This window comes from Spiribacter halobius (genome assembly GCF_020883455.1).
Classification (GTDB): Bacteria; Pseudomonadota; Gammaproteobacteria; order Nitrococcales; family Nitrococcaceae; genus Sediminicurvatus; species Sediminicurvatus halobius.
Map to the genome: position 1 here is coordinate 2,729,274 of NZ_CP086615.1, position 19,319 is coordinate 2,748,592.

19 protein-coding genes and 1 tRNA gene are annotated in these 19,319 nt (G+C 70.5%); 12 read left to right on the forward strand and 8 right to left on the reverse strand.

Features of this window, described 5'->3' with window-relative positions; all coding sequences use genetic code 11:
- Window positions 1-564 precede the first annotated feature (564 nt).
- The 6 genes from LMH63_RS12445 to LMH63_RS12470 all read right to left on the reverse strand — a co-directional run bounded on the left by LMH63_RS12445 (window position 565) and on the right by LMH63_RS12470 (window position 6,270).
- A tRNA-Ser gene (locus tag LMH63_RS12445) sits at window positions 565-655 on the reverse strand.
- Window positions 656-717: 62 nt separating this feature from the next.
- The gene (locus tag LMH63_RS12450; protein WP_109680300.1) at window positions 718-1,050 is read right to left on the reverse strand and encodes a DUF1820 family protein; all 333 of its coding nucleotides are present in this window, start codon (window positions 1,048-1,050) and stop codon (window positions 718-720) included.
- A 61-nt stretch (window positions 1,051-1,111) separates the two neighbouring features.
- Window positions 1,112-1,522 carry a secondary thiamine-phosphate synthase enzyme YjbQ gene (locus tag LMH63_RS12455; RefSeq protein WP_109680299.1) on the reverse strand — a complete coding sequence of 137 codons (411 nt, stop codon included), beginning with the start codon at window positions 1,520-1,522 and terminating at the stop codon, window positions 1,112-1,114.
- Between the two features lie 342 nt (window positions 1,523-1,864).
- Complete coding sequence (locus LMH63_RS12460) at window positions 1,865-3,583, reverse strand: NADPH-dependent assimilatory sulfite reductase hemoprotein subunit (protein ID WP_109680298.1); 1,719 nt, start codon at window positions 3,581-3,583, stop codon at window positions 1,865-1,867.
- Between the two features lie 11 nt (window positions 3,584-3,594).
- A complete protein-coding gene (locus tag LMH63_RS12465; protein ID WP_109680301.1) occupies window positions 3,595-5,409 on the reverse strand; it encodes an assimilatory sulfite reductase (NADPH) flavoprotein subunit in 1,815 nt (604 codons plus the stop codon).
- A gap of 198 nt (window positions 5,410-5,607) precedes the next feature.
- Window positions 5,608-6,270: a peroxiredoxin gene (locus tag LMH63_RS12470; protein ID WP_109680297.1), complete on the reverse strand. Its 663-nt coding sequence runs from the start codon at window positions 6,268-6,270 to the stop codon at window positions 5,608-5,610.
- A gap of 268 nt (window positions 6,271-6,538) precedes the next feature.
- Here LMH63_RS12470 and LMH63_RS12475 point away from each other — a divergent pair, with 268 nt between their 5' ends.
- The 11 genes from LMH63_RS12475 to LMH63_RS12525 all read left to right on the forward strand — a co-directional run bounded on the left by LMH63_RS12475 (window position 6,539) and on the right by LMH63_RS12525 (window position 15,896).
- Window positions 6,539-7,726 carry an ABC transporter substrate-binding protein gene (locus LMH63_RS12475; RefSeq protein ID WP_109680296.1) on the forward strand — a complete coding sequence of 396 codons (1,188 nt, stop codon included), beginning with the start codon at window positions 6,539-6,541 and terminating at the stop codon, window positions 7,724-7,726.
- 54 nt (window positions 7,727-7,780) lie between these two features.
- The gene (locus LMH63_RS12480; protein WP_109680295.1) at window positions 7,781-8,695 is read left to right on the forward strand and encodes a branched-chain amino acid ABC transporter permease; all 915 of its coding nucleotides are present in this window, start codon (window positions 7,781-7,783) and stop codon (window positions 8,693-8,695) included.
- Window positions 8,685-9,665: a branched-chain amino acid ABC transporter permease gene (locus LMH63_RS12485; protein WP_109680294.1), complete on the forward strand. Its 981-nt coding sequence runs from the start codon at window positions 8,685-8,687 to the stop codon at window positions 9,663-9,665. The genes LMH63_RS12480 and LMH63_RS12485 overlap by 11 nt, the downstream gene beginning before the upstream one ends.
- Window positions 9,658-10,416 carry an ABC transporter ATP-binding protein gene (locus tag LMH63_RS12490; RefSeq protein ID WP_109680293.1) on the forward strand — a complete coding sequence of 253 codons (759 nt, stop codon included), beginning with the start codon at window positions 9,658-9,660 and terminating at the stop codon, window positions 10,414-10,416. The genes LMH63_RS12485 and LMH63_RS12490 overlap by 8 nt, the downstream gene beginning before the upstream one ends.
- Window positions 10,406-11,095: an ABC transporter ATP-binding protein gene (locus LMH63_RS12495; protein WP_109680292.1), complete on the forward strand. Its 690-nt coding sequence runs from the start codon at window positions 10,406-10,408 to the stop codon at window positions 11,093-11,095. Before LMH63_RS12490 ends, LMH63_RS12495 begins: the two co-directional genes overlap by 11 nt.
- A gap of 3 nt (window positions 11,096-11,098) precedes the next feature.
- Entirely contained in the window at window positions 11,099-11,935 is an 837-nt protein-coding gene (locus LMH63_RS12500; protein ID WP_109680291.1) for an alpha/beta hydrolase, read from the forward strand.
- Between the two features lie 11 nt (window positions 11,936-11,946).
- Entirely contained in the window at window positions 11,947-12,399 is a 453-nt protein-coding gene (locus LMH63_RS12505; RefSeq protein ID WP_109680290.1) for a hypothetical protein, read from the forward strand.
- Window positions 12,400-12,512: 113 nt separating this feature from the next.
- Window positions 12,513-13,244 carry a twin-arginine translocation signal domain-containing protein gene (locus LMH63_RS12510; RefSeq protein WP_109680289.1) on the forward strand — a complete coding sequence of 244 codons (732 nt, stop codon included), beginning with the start codon at window positions 12,513-12,515 and terminating at the stop codon, window positions 13,242-13,244.
- A 5-nt stretch (window positions 13,245-13,249) separates the two neighbouring features.
- Window positions 13,250-14,035 carry an ankyrin repeat domain-containing protein gene (locus tag LMH63_RS12515; RefSeq protein WP_109680288.1) on the forward strand — a complete coding sequence of 262 codons (786 nt, stop codon included), beginning with the start codon at window positions 13,250-13,252 and terminating at the stop codon, window positions 14,033-14,035.
- Between the two features lie 216 nt (window positions 14,036-14,251).
- Window positions 14,252-14,617 (forward strand): histidine triad nucleotide-binding protein, encoded by a 366-nt coding sequence (locus LMH63_RS12520; RefSeq protein ID WP_109680287.1) that lies wholly within the window; start codon window positions 14,252-14,254, stop codon window positions 14,615-14,617.
- A 157-nt stretch (window positions 14,618-14,774) separates the two neighbouring features.
- Window positions 14,775-15,896 (forward strand): enoyl-CoA hydratase/isomerase family protein, encoded by a 1,122-nt coding sequence (locus LMH63_RS12525; RefSeq protein ID WP_109680286.1) that lies wholly within the window; start codon window positions 14,775-14,777, stop codon window positions 15,894-15,896.
- A 133-nt stretch (window positions 15,897-16,029) separates the two neighbouring features.
- Here the strand turns inward: LMH63_RS12525 and mmsB are convergent, their stop codons facing one another.
- Complete coding sequence (gene mmsB / locus LMH63_RS12530; RefSeq protein ID WP_109680285.1) at window positions 16,030-16,929, reverse strand: 3-hydroxyisobutyrate dehydrogenase; 900 nt, start codon at window positions 16,927-16,929, stop codon at window positions 16,030-16,032.
- Between the two features lie 189 nt (window positions 16,930-17,118).
- Complete coding sequence (ltrA, locus tag LMH63_RS12535) at window positions 17,119-18,345, reverse strand: group II intron reverse transcriptase/maturase (protein WP_229332588.1); 1,227 nt, start codon at window positions 18,343-18,345, stop codon at window positions 17,119-17,121.
- 754 nt (window positions 18,346-19,099) lie between these two features.
- On the opposite strand from ltrA, the gene LMH63_RS12540 reads away from it, so the two are divergent.
- Window positions 19,100-19,288 carry a hypothetical protein gene (locus LMH63_RS12540; protein WP_109679656.1) on the forward strand — a complete coding sequence of 63 codons (189 nt, stop codon included), beginning with the start codon at window positions 19,100-19,102 and terminating at the stop codon, window positions 19,286-19,288.
- The last annotated feature ends 31 nt before the right edge of the window (window positions 19,289-19,319 follow it).

Genomic DNA, 19,319 nt, shown 5'->3' on the forward strand with positions numbered 1-19,319 from the left:
GTAGATACATCGGCAGAGGAGTCTCTGCTGCGACCGGGTACAGATTCCGGCACGGCAGCTGTGGCTGCCCACCGCCGGTCCGGAACCGCCCTCTGCGCTGCTCAGAGGGTGTTTTCACACGGCCTGGACCGGCAGCGGACATGCCCAGAGCCTACGAAGGTCTGAGCCAAGCATTCTGTGGAAACGCAGACCGTCTCAGGCCCTAGGCGCTCCGTACCCCCCGGTAGCTTGGGAAGCGTGAGTACCCAAGAAATGCGCTGCCGGGCTTTGTGCCCTTCCGGGCGACACGGCGCACCGACGGAAGACCGGGCCAATGGCCTCCGCGGCTACGTCGGGGGGCTACAGATGCCCTGCCGCGGGCCTTAACGGCCGACGCGATCAGGTAGAACGGCGGCCCGGAAGCAGTAGACCAGGCCGCTGCACTTGAGGCGGGTGTGGGCGCACACATGCGTCCGGCCCTCCATCCGCCAAGCTCCCTTCGGAACAGGCGAATATGACAGCCAGACGTGTGCAGGTACCGGGATGAAAAGTACTCCCTAACTTCCCGATACCAAGGGGATAATCTGGCGGAGAGGGAGGGATTCGAACCCTCGGTACGGGGTTACCGTACACACGCTTTCCAGGCGTGCTCCTTCGACCGCTCGGACACCTCTCCGGATGGTTGCCATCGGGCTCCGCCCGACAGGCGTGCAAGGGTAATGCACGGGTTGCGCGGGATCAATCGCGGCCGCGGCCCGGGCCGTAGAACGGCATGGGGAAGTGGGTCACCTTGCCCTCGGCGTCGGTGATCTTGGGGGCGCCCTCCTTCTCCACCTCGTCGATGCGGATGATGGCGTGCATCGGGATGAAGGTGCGCTTGACGCCGGCGAACTCGCTCTTGAGCCGCTCCTCGGACGGGTCCACCACCACCTGGGTGCGCTCGCCGAACGTCAGCGACTCGATCTGCACGAAGCCGAGCAGACCGCCGTCCGCGACCTTGCGGGCGTAGATCTCGTAGACCTTGCCCTGGCTGTGGAAGATGACGCGGTAGATGTGCTCGGGTGCTGCCATGTGACCCCGTCCGCCACGCGGTGAAAAGAGTGGCGGAGGATAGCACGCGCGCGCGCCGGCCTCAGCCCTGAACGGTGACCACCACCTGGCGGCGGTGCGGCTGCGCGCGGTGCTCCCAGAGGAAGATGCCCTGCCAGGTCCCGAGGGCCAGTCGCCCGCTGCTCACGGGCACCGAGAGGCCGCTCTGGGTGAAGACGCTGCGGATGTGGGCGGGCATGCCGTCCGGGCCCTCGACGTCGTGCTCGAAACGCGGGTCACCGTCCGGCACCCAGTCCGCCGTGAAGCGCTCCAGGTCGCGGCGCACGCCCGGATCGGCGTTCTCGCAGATGATGAGCGAGGCGCTGGTGTGGCGGATGAAGACGTGTGCGAGCCCCGCGTCCACGCCGGCCTCTCGGGCCACGGTGGCGACTTCCCGGGTGATGTCCAACGTGCCGCGGCCGGGGGTGCGGAACTCGAGGGTCTGCTGATGCATGGGCGCTCCGGGGCTGTGTGGACAGCGTCAGCCTAGCCCGCCTATCTCACCGATTCACGAAGCGAGGGCGTGGAGATGGCGGGCAGGACAAGGCGCGGGAGAGTTCGGGCGCGCAGGCGTACTCGAAAGTACGTCGAGCACCCGGACCGAGCGCAACGCCGGACTGCCCGCCAGATCCGCGCCCGCAGCCGTGAATCGGTGAGATAGGCGGGCTAGCGGCCTGCCATGGCGCGGGGTAAGGCCTACCGGGCGACGTCCGGCCCTTCCCTGCCGGTGGGGCGCATCCGGCGCGACGTGGGTCCGGCAGGCCTTACCGCGCGCCACGGCAAGCCGTGGCACCGGTCAGTCGTGGAAGTGGCGCCCGGCGGTCACCTCCGGCACGTAGCCGGCGCGGATGACGAAGTCGCCGAAGGGCTCGCCGGCATCGCGCTCTGCGGCATAGCGCCGGAACATGCCTTCCAGCTCGCTGAGGATGCGCGCCTCGTCGATGTTCTCGAGATAGGGCTTGTTCAGGCGCTGGCCGTGGAAGCCGCCACCCAGGTACATGTTGTACTTGCCAGGCGCGCGGCCGGTGAAGCCGATCTCCGCGAGGTAGGGCCGGGCGCAGCCGTTGGGGCATCCGGTCATGCGGATGACGATGGGCTGCTCGGCGATGCCCGCCGTCTCCGCCAGGCCCTCGATCTTCGTGACCAGGTCCGGCAGGTAGCGCTCGCTCTCGGCCATGGCGAGGCCGCAGGTGGGGAAGGCGACGCAGGCCATGCTGTTGAGCCGAAGGGCGCTGCGATGCTCCGGGGCGAGCACCCCGTGGGCCTCGAGCAGGCGCTCGATGCGCTTGCGGCTGCGCGCGGGCACGCCGACGATGGTGAGGTTCTGGTTCGGCGTGAGCTGGAACTCACCCTTGTGCACCCGGGCAATCTCGCGCAGGGCACTGCGCAGATGCAGGCCGTCCTCGCGGTCGCGGATGCGGCCGTTCTCGATGAACAGGGTGTAGTGCCAGCGGCCGTCCTCGCCGCGGGTCCAGCCGTAGCGGTCGCCGTTGTGCTCGAAATGGTAGGGCCGTGGCTCTCCGAGCGCGAAGCCCATCCGGCGCTCCATCGCGCCACGGAACCACTCCGTGCCGTAGTCCTCGAGGGTGTACTTCAGGCGCGCGCGCTTGCGGTCCTCGCGGTTGCCGTAGTCGCGCTGGGTGGTCACCACCGCCTCGGCCACGGCCACCATCTGCTCCCGGGCACAGAAGCCGATGACGTCCGAGAGGCGGGGAAAGGTACTGGTCTCGTTCTCGGTCCGGCCCATGCCGCCGCCGATGAGCACATTGAAGCCGGCAAGCCCGCCGTCTTCGTCCCGGATGGCGATGAAGCCGAGATCCTGACTGTAGACGTCGACGTCGTTCACCGGCGGCACGGCGTAGCCGATCTTGAACTTGCGCGGCAGGTACGTCGGCCCGTAGATGGGCTCGGCCTCGGCGTCCGGGTCGACGCGCTCGCCGTCGAGCCAGATCTCGCGGTAGGCGCCGGTGCGCGGCAGCAGATGATCACTCACCGCCTGGGCGTGGCGCTGCACCTCGGCGTGCAGGCGCGACTCGTGCGGGTTCACCGCGGCCATCACCGTGCGGTTGACGTCGCCGCAGGCCGCGATGCTGTCCAGCAGTGCGGCATCAACGGCCTGGATCGTTGTCTTTATGTTGCGCTTGAGCACGCCGTGGAACTGGAACGTCTGCCGTGTGGTGAGCCGCAGGCTGCCGTCGGCGTAGCGCCCGGCGATGTCGTCGAGCTGCAGCCACTGCTTCGGCGTGCAGGTGCCCCCCGGCAGGCGCAGGCGGAGCATCATCTGGTAGGCGGGCTCGAGCTTCTGGCGCCGGCGCTCGTCGCGCAGGTCGCGGTCGTCCTGCTGGTAGAAGCCGTGGAACTTGGTGAGCTGGGTGTCCGCCTCGCGCAGGGCGCCGGTGATGGGGTCCGCCAGGCCCTCCTCGATGGTCCCCCGGAGCAGCCGGCTCTCGGCCTTCAGCCGCTCGTTCGGATGCAACTCGGAAACCGGGCGGTCGATGGGTCGCTGCTCGCTCATGCCGGTCTGCTTCAGTAGACGTCGCGCTGGTAGCGCTTCCCGCGCTGCAGCTCGCGGAGGTAGTCGTGGGCGGCCTCGTCGTCGAGCCCGCCGTGGTCGCGGGCGATCGCCTGCAGCGCCTGGTGCACGTCCGGCGCCATGCGCTCGGCGTCACCGCAGACGTAGACGTGGGCACCCGCCTCGAGCCAGCGCCAGACCTCGGCGCCGCGCTCGCGCAGCCGATCCTGCACGTAGACCTTTTCGGCACCATCGCGGGAGAAGGCGACATCCATGCGCTCCAGCACACCGTCCTTCAGCCAGCGTTGCCACTCGGTCTGATACAGGAAGTCCGTGCGGTGATGCGGGTTGCCGAAGAACAGCCAGCTGCCGCCATCGATGCCCTGCTCCTCGCGCTCCTGCAGGAAGGCGCGGAACGGCGCCACCCCGGTGCCCGGGCCGATCATGATGATCGGCGTCTCGGCGCTGTCCGGCAGGCGGAAGTGCTTGTTCGGCCGCACGTACACCGGCACCGTCGCCCCCGGCTCGGCAATGTCCGCGAGATAGGTGGAGGCAACCCCCTCGCGGGCCCGCCCATGGCTCTCGTAGCGCACCGCGGCCACGGTCAGGTGAACCTCGCCGGGGCTCGCCGCATGGCTGGAGGCAATCGAGTATTCCCGGGGCTGCAGGCGGCGGAGCATGCCGAGCAGTGTCGCGGCATCCAGACCCGCCACCGGGTACTCGCTGACGACATCGATGACGTGTCGCCCCTCGAGCCAGTCCATGAGCTCCCGACGCCGTTCCTCGGCGGTGAGGGCGCGCAGCGTGTCGGCGCCGGCCAGATCCGCCCAGGCCCCGACGAAGGCCGGGGTAAGCGTGGTGATCTCGTAGTCGCGCTTCAGCGCCTCGGCCAGGCTCACCTCACCCGACGGCGCGGAGACGGTCTCCTCGCCGGAGAGCGACAGCGCCTCCAGCAGCTCGCCGACGATCGCATCGCGGTTCTCCGGCACGACCCCGAGGATGTCCCCCGGCTGATAGTCGATACCCGAGCCCTCCAGCGAAAGCTCGATGTGATGCGTCTCCTTGGGCGAGCCGCGGCCGTTCAGCAGGACACGGTCCAGCACCTCGGCAGGAAACGGGTTCTTGCGGTCGTAGCGGCTCGTGGCGCGCTGGCCGCCGCTGCCACTGAAGGCCACCACGTTGTTCGGCGTGCCGGTCGTCTCGGCATGCTCGGCGAAGCCGTCGAGGGCCCGTGCGAGCCAGGCCTCGGCGGTCTCCTCGTAGTCCACGTCGCAGTCGACGCGCTCGGTGAGACGTTCGGCGCCCAGCGCCTCGAGCCGGGCGTCGAAGTCGCGGCCGGTCTGGCAGAAATGCTCGTAACTGGAGTCGCCCAGGGCGAGCACCGCGAACTTCGTCTCCGGCAGCTTCGGTGCCTTGCGGCCGTGCAGGAACTCGTGGAAATCCGCCGCCGTGTCGGGCGGGTCGCCCTCGCCGTGGGTGGCGGTGATGATCAGCAGCAGACGCTCGTCACGCAGGGACTTCGGCTTGTAGTCGGCCATGTCCTGCACGCGCACGTCGAGGCCGCGGGCGGCCGCGAGCTCGCCGGCGTGCCGGGCGAGCCCTTCGGCGTTGCCGGTCTCGGAGCCGTAGAGGATGGTCAGCCGCTGCCGCGCGGTCGCGGCCTGAGGCTGGCCGCCGCTGCCGGCCAGGGGCTGGCCCTGCAGACCAGCGAGGTAGCCGCTTACCCAGGAGAGCTGCTCCGGGGCGAGGCTGCCGACCAGGCGGTTCACCTGCTCCGCCTGCTCGCTGCTGAGGGGGCTGTTCACTTGATCGAGCGCGTTGCTCGCCATCAGGGTCACCATTAGTCGTGGGCTCTGGTGGACGCGTCGATCCACGCCACTGCAGACGGGACCCTACCCGCTGTTGGAAAGCACGAGAACGAATTTTATCTTCGTTGTTTATACGGCTACGTTATGAAAAAGGCCCGGCACGGGGCCGGGCCTCTACGGGAGACAGACACCGCCCGACGGGACGGCCGGCGTCCGCAGTCAGTCCTGCGGCTGCCGGGCGACGCGCAGATAGGGCTTGAGCGCCTTCCAGCCCTCGGGGAACTTCTTGCGCGCCTCCTCGTCGCTCACCGACGGCGGGATGATGATGTCCTCGCCGTTCTGCCACTGCACCGGCGTCGCCACCGTGTGGCGGGCGTTGAGCTGCAGGGAGTCCAGCAGGCGCAGGATCTCGTCGAAGTTGCGGCCGCTGGTCATCGGGTAGACGAGCATCGCCTTGATCTTCTTGTCCGGCCCGATCAGGTAAACCGCGCGCACGGTGGCGTTGTCCGCCGGCGTGCGACCCTCGAAGGACCCCTCTTCCGTCTCCGGCAGCATGTCGTAGAGCTTGGAGATGGAGAGGTCGGTGTCACCGATCATCGGGTAGTTGGGCGCCGTGCCCTGGGTCTCCTCGATGTCCTTGGACCACTTCGTGTGGTTCTCCACCGGATCCACGGACAGGCCGATGATCTTGGTGTTGCGCTTGTCGAACTCGGGCTTGATGCGGGCCATGTAGCCGAGCTCGGTGGTGCACACCGGCGTGAAGTCCTTCGGGTGGGAGAACAGGATCGCCCAGCTGTCGCCGATCCACTCGTGGAAGCGGATCGTGCCCTCGGTGGTCTGCGCCGTGAAATCCGGCGCCGTGCTGCCAATTCGCAGACCCATGTTGCAACCTCCTTCTCTGAGATGACGGGCTCCGGAGCGCGCAGGCTCCGGAGCGTTGAACGGCCGGGCCGGACGCTGCGTTCGATCCGGCGCCGCGTAACCCGCATAAGGTAGATTGACAGTGTCAGGCACAGAAGTAATTTTCCCTTCTTCCGTTATGCATTGACGTTACAAGGCATCCGGCGGCGGCTGGCCAGCGCGGGCCGCCGATGACATGATCCCGGGCCTGCACCCATTCCGAGAAGAACCGAACGAGGAGACCCCGGCCATGAGACGGGCAGCCTGCATCCCCTTCCTCGCCGCCGTTCTGGCGGCAGCGATACCGTTCGCCGCCACGGCGGCCGAGCCGGTGCGCATCGGCATGGTCACCACCCTGTCCACCGGCGGCGGCTACCTCGGCGAGGATATCCGCAACGGCTTCCAGCTCGCCCTCGACCAGGGCGACGGCGCGCTCGGCGGCGTGCCGGTGGAGCTGATCGTGGAGGACGACGGCCGCGAGCCGGGCAACGCCCGCCAGCTCGCCCGCCGGCTGATCGAGAGCGAGGGTGTGCGCCTGATGACCGGCTCGGTGTTCTCCAACGTCGCCATGGCGACGATCCCGAGCATCGTGCGCGACGGCGTCATCTACATCAGTCCCAATGCCGGGCCGGCCCAGCTGGCCGGGCGGCTCTGCCACGAGAACTACTTCAACGCCGCCTACCAGAACGACAACTTCTACGAGGCCATGGGCCAGTACTTCAACGACGAGGGGCTGGACAACGTCTACCTGCTGGCGCCGAACTACGCCGCCGGCAAGGACGCCCTCACCGGCTTCAAGCGCTATTTCGACGGCAACGTGGTGGGCGAGGTCTACACCCAGCTCGGCCAGACCGACTATGCCGCCGAGATCGCCGATCTGCGCGCCGCCGAGCCGGACAACGTGTTCTTCTTCTACCCGGGCGGCATGGGCATCAACTTCATCAAGCAGTACGCTCAGGCCGGCCTCGACCAGCGCATTCCGCTGTTCGGCCCGGGCTTCTCGGCCGACAACAGCCTGGTGGACGCGGTCGGCGAGGCCGCCCTCGGCATGGTCAACAGCGCCCACTGGAGCCGCGACCTCGACAACGCCGCCAACCGGCAGTTCGTGGACGCCTACATCGCCGCCTACGACCGTGAGCCGACGCTCTACGCGGCCCAGGGCTACGACACGGCCCGCCTGATCGGCAGCGCCCTGGCGGCGGTGGCCGGTGACGTCAGCGACACCGAAGGGCTGCGCGCCGCCCTGCGCGCCGCCGACTTCGACTCCGTGCGCGGCGATTTCCGCTTCGGGCGCAACCAGCATCCGATCCAGGACATCTACGTCCGCCGGGTGGTGCGCGGCGAGGACGGCAACCTCACCAACGCCCTGGTCGCCAAGGTATTCGACGACCATCAGGACGCCTACGTCGGCGACTGCGGGATCCCCGAGCAGGGCTGAACCCTTTATCTCCGCCCCGCCGGCATGCCGGCGGGGCCTCCCGGATGGACTGGTATGCAGCTGTTCCTGGAGCAGGTGCTCAACGGGCTGCAGTTCGGCATGACGCTGCTCCTGATGGCGTCGGGGCTGACGCTCGTCTTCGGCATCATGAACCTGATCAATCTGGCCCACGGCTCGCTGTTCATGCTGGGGGCCTTCGCCGGGGCCACCGTAGTGGCCTGGAGCGGCAGCTTCCTGCTGGGGCTTCTGGCCGGCGTCGTGACCGCCGGCCTGGCGGGCATGGCCATGGAGGCGCTGGTGCTGCGGCGGCTCTACCGCCGGGACCACCTCGACCAGGTGCTCGCCACCTTCGGCCTGATCCTGCTGTTCAACGAGGCGGTGCGCGTGATCTGGGGGCGCCGGCCGCTCGGCCTGACGCTCCCGGACTGGCTCGCCGGCAGCGTGGAGATCCTGCCCGGGGTCGGCTACCCGGTGTTCCGCCTCGCGGTGATCGCCGTCGGGCTCGCGGTGATGGCAGGGCTCTGGTGGCTGGTCATGCGCACACGGCTCGGCATGCGTATTCGTGCCGGCGCGTCGGACCGGGAGATGATCGGCGCGCTCGGCGTCAACATCACCGCACTCTATACCCTGGTGTTCGGGCTGGGTGCCTGCCTGGCCGGGCTCGCGGGGGTGATGGCCGCGCCCTTCATCGCCGTGCAGTCGGGTATGGGGGAGGACATCCTCATTCTCACCTTCGTGGTGATCGTCATCGGCGGCATCGGCTCGCTGCGGGGGGCGGTGGCCGGCGCCCTGCTGATCGGGCTGGCGGACACCCTCGGCCGGGTGTACCTGCCGGACCTGCTGCGGCTGTGGCTGCCCCCGGCGACCGCGGACGGGGCGGGGGCGGCGCTCGCCTCCATGACCATCTACCTGCTCATGGCCCTGGTGCTCGCACTGCGCCCGCGGGGCCTGTTCGGCGATGCGGGCTGACCGCCGCCTACTCGCCGCCGCCGTGCTGGTGGTGGGCCTGCTGGCGCTGCCGCCGCTGGCAAGCGCCTTCGGCAACCCGTACCTGGTGACGCTGGTCACCCGGGCGCTGATCTACGCCCTGGCGGCACTCGCCCTCGACTTCGTGATGGGCTACGGACGGCTGGTGAGCTTCGGCCATGCCGCGTTTCTCGGCCTCGGCGCCTACACGGTGGGCATCCTCAACACCCATGCGCTGCAGGCCCTGCCGCTGGTGGGCGGCTGGAGCGGCAGCAACGAGGCGCTGGTGGCCTGGCCGCTGGCGATGCTGGTCGCGGCCGCCTACGCGCTGCCGGTGGGGGCGATCTCGCTGCGCACCTCCGGGGTGTACTTCATCATGATCACGCTGGCCTTCGGGCAGCTGGTCTTCTACCTGTTCAACTCGCTCTCGGCCTACGGCGGCCAGGACGGTCTGCCGCTCTGGCTGCCGAACACCGTCGCCGGGCGGGAGATGCTGGAGGGCCCGGCCTTCTACTACCTCTGCCTCGGCATCCTGTTGGTGGTCTGGGCCTTCCTGCAGCGGGTGGTGAGGTCGCCCTTCGGCCGCGTGCTGGTGGGCTGCCGCGAGAACCCGCGGCGGATGCGGGCCCTCGGCTACCGGCCCTACCCCTACCAGCTCGCCGCATTCGTGCTCTCCGCAGCGCTCACGGGCCTCGCCGGGGCACTGCTCGCCAACCAGCAGACCTTCGTCAGCCCGTCGCTGATGCACTGGTCACAGTCCGGCGAGCTGCTGGTGATCGTGCTGCTGGGCGGCCTGGCGACGCTGATCGGCCCCATCTGGGGGGCGCTCGCGCTGCTGGTGCTGGAAGAGGTACTGGTGACGGTCACCGAGCACTGGCAGCTGGTGCTCGGGCCGCTGCTGGTGCTGGTGGTGCTGTTCTTCCGCAACGGCCTGCAGGGCGCGCTGGACGGTCGGGGAGCGCGGGATGACTGAGGTGCTGCTGGAGGCGCGGGATCTGCAGAAGCGATTCGGCGGGCTGCTGGCCACCGACCATCTCTCCCTGGCGCTGCGCCGCGGGGAGATCCACGCCCTGATCGGCCCCAACGGGGCCGGCAAGACCACGGCACTGGCCCAGCTCTCCGGCGAGCTCGCGCCGGATGCCGGCCGCATCCACCATCGGGGCGAGGACATCACCGCCCTGGACATGCCCGGCCGCGCCCGCCGCGGCATCGCCCGCTCGTTCCAGATCACCGCGGTGTTCGAGGGCCTGAGCGCACTGGAGAACGTCGCCCTGGCGGTGCAGGCACGGGCGGGCCACCACTTCCGCCTGCTGCGCCGGGCGGCGCGTGACGAGACGCGCATGGCGCCGGCCCGGGAGCTGCTGGAGCGGGTCGGCCTCGCCGGCGCAGCGGCGACCCCCGCGGCCACCCTCGCCCACGGCCAGCGCCGCCAGCTCGAGATCGCCATGGCGCTGGCGCTGCGCCCGGAAGTTCTGCTGCTGGACGAGCCCATGGCGGGCATGGGCCAGGCCGAGGGCGAGGCCCTGGCGTCGCTGCTGGAGAGCCTGCGCGACGAGCATGCCATCCTGCTGGTGGAGCACGACGTGCATCTCGTGTTCCGGCTCGCCGACCGGGTCAGCGTCCTCGTCGCCGGGGCCGTGCTCGCCAGCGGCCCGCCAGCCGAGGTGCGCGCCGACCCGGCCGTGCAGCAGGCGTACCTGGCGGAGATGAGCGATGGCGCTTGAGGTCCGCGGGATCGAGGCCGGCTACGGCGACAGCCGGGTGCTGTTCGGCGTGGATCTGGACGTCCCGCCCGGGCGCACCGTCGGCCTCCTCGGCCGCAACGGCATGGGCAAGACCACGCTGGTGCGAGCGATCATGGGGCTGCTGCCCGCCCGTGCCGGCTCCGTGCGCTTCCGGGGCCGGACCCTGGACCGGGCACCTGCCCACCGACGGGCGCGGGCGGGGATCGGGCTGGTGCCGGAGGGCCGGCGGATATTCCCCAACCTCAGCGCGCGCGAGAACCTCATCGCCGCCGCGCGCCCCGGCCCCTGGGGGCTCGCCCGGGTGTTCGAGCTCTTCCCGCGGCTCGCCGAGCGCCGCGACGCGCCGGGCAACCGGCTTTCCGGCGGCGAGCAGCAGATGCTCGCCATCGGCCGGGCGCTGATGACCAACCCCGAGCTGCTGATCCTCGACGAGGCCACCGAGGGGCTCGCGCCCGCGGTGCGCGCCGACATCCGCCACTGCCTGCAGCGCCTGCGCGCGGCCGGGCACTCGCTGCTGGTGATCGACGGCGACGTGGAGGCCATGCTTGGGCTCTGCGATGATCTGGTGATCCTCGAAACCGGGCGGGTGGTCTGGCACGGCCGCGCCGAGGCCCTGGCCGCGGACCGCACCCCCCTCGTCCGCCATCTGGGAGTGTGAGCGATGGACTGGCGCGCGCTTGACGCGGAAACGCTGGAGGTCGAGTACAACCCGCGGCGACAGGTCGCCGACGCCGAGGCCCTGCTGGCCACGGTTGCCGAGCGCTCGGCAGCGGCTCGCGGGCGCCTCGGCGAGCCCCACGAGTTCGCCTACGGGCCGGAGCCGCTGGCACGCGTGGACGTCTATCCCGCCGCGGGCCATGCGCGGCCGCTGCACGTGTTCTTCCATGGCGGCTACTGGCGCGGCCAGGACAAGCGCGACTACGCCTACCTCGCCGAGGCGCTGCTCGCCCGGGGCGTCAGCGTCGCCCTTGCCAACTATCCGCTCTGCCCGCAGAGCAACCTGCCCGCCATCCACGAAGCCGCCTGCCGCTGCCTGCAGCTGCTCGCCGACAGCGCCCATGGCCTCGGCGCCGACCCGGCGCGGCTGACCCTGGGCGGCCATTCCGCGGGCGGACAGATCGTCGCCCGCCTGCTGGCCGAGGGCCCGGTGGCGCCGGCCGGGGCGGTGGCCGCCTCCGGGGTGTTCGACCTCCTGCCGGTGGTGCATACGAGCATCAATGAGGCGCTGCGGCTGGACGAGGCCGGCGCGGAGGCCGTCTCTCCCCTGCGGCGTCCGCCCCCGCGCTGGCGCGGCCCGCTGCTGCTGGCCGTGGGCGGGGCCGAGAGCGCGGCGTTTCAGGCGCAGACCGCGGACTATGCGGCACACTGTCGCGGCGCGGGGCCGGCCATCGACGCCGTCACCGTGCCCGGACGCCATCACTTCGACATTCTGGACGCCCTGTACGGCGAGCAAGGCGAGCTCTTTTCCCGCCTCGCCGCACTCGTGGAGACCACCTGAGGGGACTGGCCATGCACGGCTGGGAAGGCCGCCCGTTCGCAGACATCGACCGGCTCACCCGCAAGCGTGATCCGCGGCGTCATCCCATCGGCTGCGTGACCACCGACGGTGAGCGCGAGATCGTGCAGTGGTTCGGCAACATCCCCGAGCTCTCCCAGTTCCTGCGGCGCATGGAGCCGCAGCGCTGGGGGCTCGCGGGCGCGGCGCTCATCGAGATCAAGGCCCAGCTTGAGGCCGTGCTCACCCGTGTCGACGTCTTCGGCCTCACCGAGGACAACCGCCTCGCCCACAACCGGCTCACCGCGCCGCGCTACGAGGTGGTCTGGTGGGGCTCGCTGCAGGAGCTGCTGCGGGACCCTGGCGAGTGGCCGAGCCAGCTGCGCGCGGCCGCCGGCGCCGATGACGCCGACGACCCCGCCGTGCGCATCGCGGAGCACCTGCGCGAGCGTCTGCGGCAGCACTAGCGTCCGGTAGCGCAAGTCCCTGCGCCCCCGGGAGGCCCTCCGGCACGGACTTGCTCCCGCGGTCGCGCTGTGCTCTGCTCTGGTCAGTCATCCTCTGCCGGAAGGCACTGCCGATGTCTGACTCCCCGCGCTGGAGCCGCCGCCGTTTCATGGGCCTCTGCGCCGCCGGCCTCGTGGCCATGGGCGGCATTCCCCAGCTGCTTCGCGCCGCCGCCGCGCCGCGGGAGGACTTCCCCCGGGTACGCCTGATCCATCCCGACGGGCGCCCGTTTCACAGCGCTGACCTGGTGCCCGGTCGCAACTACGTCTTCTCCTATCCGTACGTGAGCACGCCCTGTTTTCTGCTCGACCTGGGGCGAACGCTGCAGGCGCCGCGTCAGCTCGAGACCCGCGAGGGGCGCGCCTACACCTGGTCCGGCGGCGTCGGGCTGCAGCAGTCGGTGGTGGCGTTCTCGGCAATCTGCTCCCACCGCATGACCCACCCCGCCCCGGAAACCAGCCTCATCAGCTACCACGCCCACGAGCACAGCGGGCCGGACGGCCAGGGCGCCGGTGTCATTCACTGCTGCTCGGAGGGCAGCGTGTTCGATCCCGCCGAGGGAGCGCGGGTGCTGAAGGGGCCGGCACCAGAGCCGCTCGCCGCCATCGATCTGCGCTACGACTTCCGCGATGACGGCCTGAGCGCGGCCGGGGCCCACGGCGGCGTGCTCTTCGAGCGCTTTCTGGAGACCTTCGGGCCGCGGCTCTCTCTGAGCTTCGGCCCCGACCGGTACAACCGCCCGGTGGGTGAGACCAGTGTCGTGCAGACGCTGGAGGAATACAGCCAGCGGCCCTACTACTGTTGACCCCCATGCGCCGACGCTTCGCCTGTCTGCTGACGCTCGCCCTGACCACTGGCCTGACCGGCCATGCCATCGCGGCCACCGCCGAACGCGAGTGGCGCGAGGCCATCACCCAGCGCGATCCGGTCGCCCTCGCCCGGCTGCTCCACCAGCGCGCCGACCCCGATCCGGCCGGCGCCGGTGGCGTCACCGCCCTCATGGTCGCCGCCGCGAGCGGCGAGACCGGGCTGGTGGTCGATCTGCTGGCGGCCGGAGCCGACGTGCACGCCCGCAACGACAAGGGCGCCAGCGCCCTCCTCTACGCCGCCCATCGCGGCCATGCGGAGGTTGTGCGCCGGCTCCTCGATGCCGGGGCGGATGTGGACGTCGCCGCGAGCAACGGCTGGACCGCCCTCACCCTCGCCGCGGCCACGGGCCGGACGGAGACGGTGCAGGTCCTGCTCGCCGTTGGCGCCGATCCGAACCATCCCGACGTCTATCGCTGGACACCGCTGATGCGGGCGGTGGACAACGGCCACCGCGCCGTGGCCCGTCAGCTGCTGGCGGACGACCGCACCCGGGTAGACCTTCGGGACGACGCCGGCATGACGGCCCTGCATCACGCCGCCCGCCGGGGCGGCCAGGCGACGGCGCGGGCACTGGCGGCGCGATGTGCCGATCCGGCGGCGGAATCCATTGGCGGCCATACGCCGTTGGACATCCTGCGCGAGCGCTGGGGCGACACCGGGGAATGGCTGCAGCGCGCCGCCCGCGAGGCGAACTGCCGCGCGGGCGTGGCCCAGGCCGCGGACTGACGGCGGCCGGGCACACGGACGGCAGATCTGCTGGGCGCGCGGAGCGCGAATCCGCGGCCGGCTTGCACACTTCGCTACGTGATACCTGGACGCCACTGCACGCGGAATACGCCACCGAGGTCAGCTAAGCGGGGCGGGGCGGGAGCGCCCGGGCCCACGCTCCGCCCGCGACATCGCGGAGAAAGTCCCTGCAGTAAAGACGGCGCGAGGAAAATAATGACCGAAGCGGACTGCATATTCTGTCGCATCGCCGCAGGCACGGCGCCCGCCGACGAGCTCTATCGGGACGAGGCGATCATCGCCTTCCGGGACCTGCACCCGCAGGCACCGGTGCATGTGCTGGTGGTGCCGCGGGAGCACATCCCGAGCCTCCTTGACCTCGAGCCGCGCCACGCCGAGATCGTCGGTCGCCTGCACCTGGTCGCGCGCAGTCTCGCCGAACGCCTCGCGGTGGCCGATCGCGGCTACCGGACCGTGTTCAACTGCGGCAATGAGGCGGGCCAGAGCGTCTGGCATATCCATCTGCACCTGTTGGCCGGCCGCCCGATGGGCTGGCCGCCCTGGCCCGCTACCGGCGGCTGACTGCCCTAGCCCTCAAATCTCACCGATTCACGGCTGCGGGCGCGGATCGGTGAGATATCCGAGCTAGCCGGGCAGCGACACCGCCACTCCGGTATCCTGCGCGTCCACGGGCCCGGGCAACGGTCGCCCGGCCTGCCGCGGACTCCGGGAGCGCCCCATGAACGAGACACCGATCATCATCGAGGAACGAACCGCCGCCGGCGGTCATCGCATTGGCGTGGCCACCCTGAACGCCCCGCGCTCGCTCAATGCGCTGACGCTGCCCATGATCGAGCGGCTGCGCCCGCAGCTCGAGGCCTGGGCGGAGGATCCGGGGATCGCCTGCGTCGTGCTCATGGGGGCCGGGGAGAAGGCCTTCTGCGCCGGCGGTGACGTGGTGAGCATGTACCACGCCATCCGGGAGAATCCGGGCGGCCCGGTGCCCTTCGCCGAGCGGTTCTTCGAGCAGGAATATCGCCTCGACTATGCCATCCACACCTTCCCGAAGCCGATCCTGGTCTGGGGGCATGGCGTGGTCATGGGCGGCGGCCTCGGGCTGCTGGTGGGGGCGAGCCACCGGGTGGTCACCGAGCACGCAAAGGTCGCCATGCCCGAGATCACCATCGGCCTCTATCCGGACGTGGCCGGCACCTGGTTCCTTAACCGGATGCCCGGGCGGATCGGCCTTTTCCTGGGCCTGACCGGCGCGCGCATGAACGCCGCCGACACGCTGTACACCGGCCTCGCCGATTATCTGATCACCGCCGACCGGCGCGACGCGGTGCTGTCAGCCCTCGCCGACATCGCCTGGGAGGACGACCCCGAGCTCAACCGCGGGCACCTGTCGGTGGCCCTGCGCCGCTTCGCCGACGCGAGCCGCGCGGCGCGCCCGGCCTCCAACGTGCTGCGCCACCTCGACCTCATCGACCATGTCACCGACCATCACAGCGTGCGCGGCATCCTCGACGCCCTGGAGGGCTACGCCGGCGAGGACGACTGGGTCGACGCCGCCCGCGCTACTCTCGCCGCGGGCTCGCCCACCTCGGCGCGGGTCATCCTGGAGCAGTACCGTCGCGGCAGGCACCTCTCGCTGAAGGAGGTCTTCATGCGCGAGCTCAACATGTCCGTGCGCTGCGTCCGCGGGCACGACTATCCGGAGGGCGTGCGCGCCCTGCTGGTGGACAAGGACCGCAACCCGCGCTGGGATCCGCCGTCGGTGGAGGCGGTGAGCGACGAGCTGGTGGAAAGCTTCTTTCTGCCCGCTGAAGGGCTTGAAGAGAACCCGCTGCGGGATCTTTAGGCCGCAGGAGATTCGCGGCGAGGACGCCGCTCCTACAGGCTCTGCAACGCCGCCGGGGCTCGACGAAGCCTTTGGGAGGCGCGCCCCTGCGCCGGATCTCCGACGGCCCCGGGGTAAGCCCCCGGGCGCCGGACTACTCCCCCAGCTTCCCGCCGCGCAGGAACTGCAGGATGCTCGAGAAGTCGTAGCCGCCGTTGCCGTGGGCGGAGTGGGCGGTGTAGAGCGCGCGGGCCGCGGCGCCGAGGGGCGTGGCCGTGTGGCTGCTGCCGGCCATGTCCATGGCGAGGCCGAGGTCCTTCACCATCAGATCCACCAGAAACCCGCCCTGGTAGCCGTTGCTCGCGGGCACGCCGTCCATCACGCCCGGGTAGGGGTTGTAGACCTGCAGCGCCCAGTTGCTGCCGGAGCTCGCCTTCATGATGTCGGAAACAGCGGCTGGATCCAGGCCGTGGGCGTCGGCGAGGTTGAGGGCCTCGGCGGTGCCGATCATCTGGATGGCGAGCAGCATGTTGTTGCACATCTTGCCCACCTGGCCGGCACCGCTCGGCCCCGCGTGAAAGACGTTCTTCCCCATCGCTGCGAGGACTGGCCGCGCCTCCTCCACATCCGCCGCCTCGCCGCCGCAGATGAAGGTCAGCGTCCCCGCGCGGGCACCGCCGACGCCGCCGGAGACCGGCGCGTCGAGAAAGCGCAGCGACCGCTCGCGCGCGGCTGCGGCGACCTGCCGCGCCGCGTCCGCCGCGATGGTGGAGCAGTCCACGAGCAGCGTTCCCGGCCGAACGCTCGCCATGACCTGGCCGCTGCCGAGATAGAGCTCGTGCACGTGCTCCCCGGCGGGCAGCATCGAGATGACGACCTCGGCGTCCGCCACCGCCTCGGCCGCCGAGCCCGCAGCGCGGGCACCCGCCTCTTCGGCCGCCGCCAGCGCCTCTGGCACGAGATCGAACACCGTGGTCTCGTAGCCGCCGCGCAGCAGGTTCGCCGCCATCGGTGCGCCCATGTTGCCGAGGCCGATGAATGCCACCCCGCCCATATCGCTCCCCTCCTCCTGGTCGTCGTCGCATCTGCGGGCTACAGACCGCAGGCGTGCCGTCGGTCTGCCGTATGGAGGATCATCGCACGCGGCGCGCCAGGGAAAGGAGGGAGTCCAGGATCGAGTAGCCGGGGCGGTCACCCGCCCCGGCTCTCACACCACCGTACGTACGGGGCCGTATACGGCGGTTCACGCAGCGCTCGCAAGTCGACGGTGCTCGCCGAGGAAGCTCACGAGACCCTGACGGTGCAGCCAGCGCGCGGGGATGGCCACGTGCATGTGGGCCGCCCCCGCGTTCCACCACGGGCCACGCCCGTTGGTGGCGGAGCGATACGCTCGCAGGCGCTCGACACCGTGCTGCATCAGCCGCCGGGCGCGGGTGCGCCAGCGCTTCCACTGCCGCCACAGCAGGCAGCGCAGGCGGCGCCGGAGCCACTGGTCCAGCGCCTCGAACGCCGCCTTGACTTCGGCGAAGCGGAAGTAGGCCACCCAGCCCCGGATGAGCGGCTGCAGCGCCGCCAGCACCCGCTGCAGGTGGCGGCCCCGCCCGCGGCGCAGCGCGGCCCGCAGGCGGGCCTTGAGCCGCTGCACCGAGCTGGGGGCCACCCGCAGCCGCGGCTCACGGTGCGCGGTCATGCTGTAGCCGAGCAGCGTGCGCTTCCACGGGCGGTCCACCGCACTCTTCTCACGGTTGACCACCAGGCGCAGCCGCCGCCACAGGAACCGCTCCAGCGATGCCAGCACGCGCGCACCCGCTTCGGGCGAGCGCACGTAGACGCTGACGTCATCGGCGTAACGCACGAAGCGGTGGCCGCGCCGCTCCAGCTCCCGGTCGAGCTCGTCCAGCAGGACGTTCGAGAGCAGGGGCGAGAGCGGCCCGCCCTGCGGCGTCCCCGCCGCCCGCGGCGAGACCACGCCACCGGCCATCACCCCGGCCTGCAGGTAGCGCCGGATCAGGCGCAGCACCCGCCGGTCCTCGATCCGACGCGCTAACCGGGCCATCAGCACGTCATGATTGACCCGGTCGAAGAACTGCGCCAGATCGAGGTCCACGACCCAGCGCTGCCCCGCCGCCACGTGCCCGCGGGCACGCTCGACGGCCTGATGGGCACTGCGCCCCGGGCGAAAGCCGTAGCTCTCACCCGAGAACGTCGGGTCGAGGATCGGGGTGAGCACCTGCACCAGCGCCTGCTGGATCAGCCGGTCGACCACGGTCGGGATGCCCAGTGCCCGGGAGCCACCCCCGGGCTTGGGGATCTTCACCTCCCGTACCGGCGAGGGACGGTACGTCCCCTCCAGCAGCCGCTCGCGGATCGACGACCAGTGCGCCTGGCAGTAGGCCCACAGCTCATCGACGGTCACTCCGTCGATGCCGGGGGCCCCCCGGTTGCGCACCACCCGCCGGTAGGCCGCCATCAGGTTCTCGCGACACAGCGCCGCCTCCAGCAGCGCCGTCGACTCGGACCCGGCTCGTCTCGAGCGCGCCGCAGCCGCTTGGCGTCCATCACCCGTACCTCCGACGGTTCCGCCGTCAGCCCTCCGGGGATGCGGCAACCTCTCAGCCGCCTCGCCTACGCCTGCTTCGGCCATCGAGCACTCCAGTGCCGGATCGGCTCCACGCGTTCGGCCCTTCGCCGCCCTGTGCCGGCGACTACTATGGCCTCGGCTGACTTCTGCCAGGCCTTCCCGGCACCTCGCGGCGCCGGTAGCTCACAGCAGCCCGACAGACCTCCCGGGGTAAGGCGCGTGACCTTCACTCCACACCCGCCGCATCTACGTATCGCCGCTCCGGGGTGACATCGGGTTCGCAGATCGTTGCCTGCTCGCCCGCGACGACACGCCTCCTATGCGGTTCCTGTTCGTCGGGTCGGAGATTCGCCTGAGGCTTCCTTCAGACAGCACCTCACGATGATGCCCTTGCCGTTCGGCTCGCGGTTCCCGTCACCAGGGCCCGCAGGGGACTTCCACCCCCAGGCCACTTCCCGGCTCGCTTTCGCTCACCGGTTATCCAGCGCCGGTCACGGCGCCGGCGCGCCGTGCCCGGCGCACAACGAGAAAGGCCCTGCCGGCAAAGCCGGCAGGGCCTTCGAGTTTGGTAGCGGGGGCAGGATTTGAGACTTATCTGACGGGCGAGCTTCTTCACGTTCGCCTTACGGGGTAGGTGCTGCCTATGTTGGAAGCGGTGATCGACATCCTTCTCGGCGCCGTCATCGGGCTCTGCGCGGGCATGGCCGTCAGCGTCTTTTGGCTTCTCGGCGCCGCGATGATTGCACCCGAGTCGACTGCCTTGTGGGCGCTGGCGCCAGTGCCGATTGGTTCCCTGGCTGGAGCGCTTGCTGGCGCGGTGCTGCCCCGATAGCGTCACCACACCTGCTATTCTGTAGCGCAGC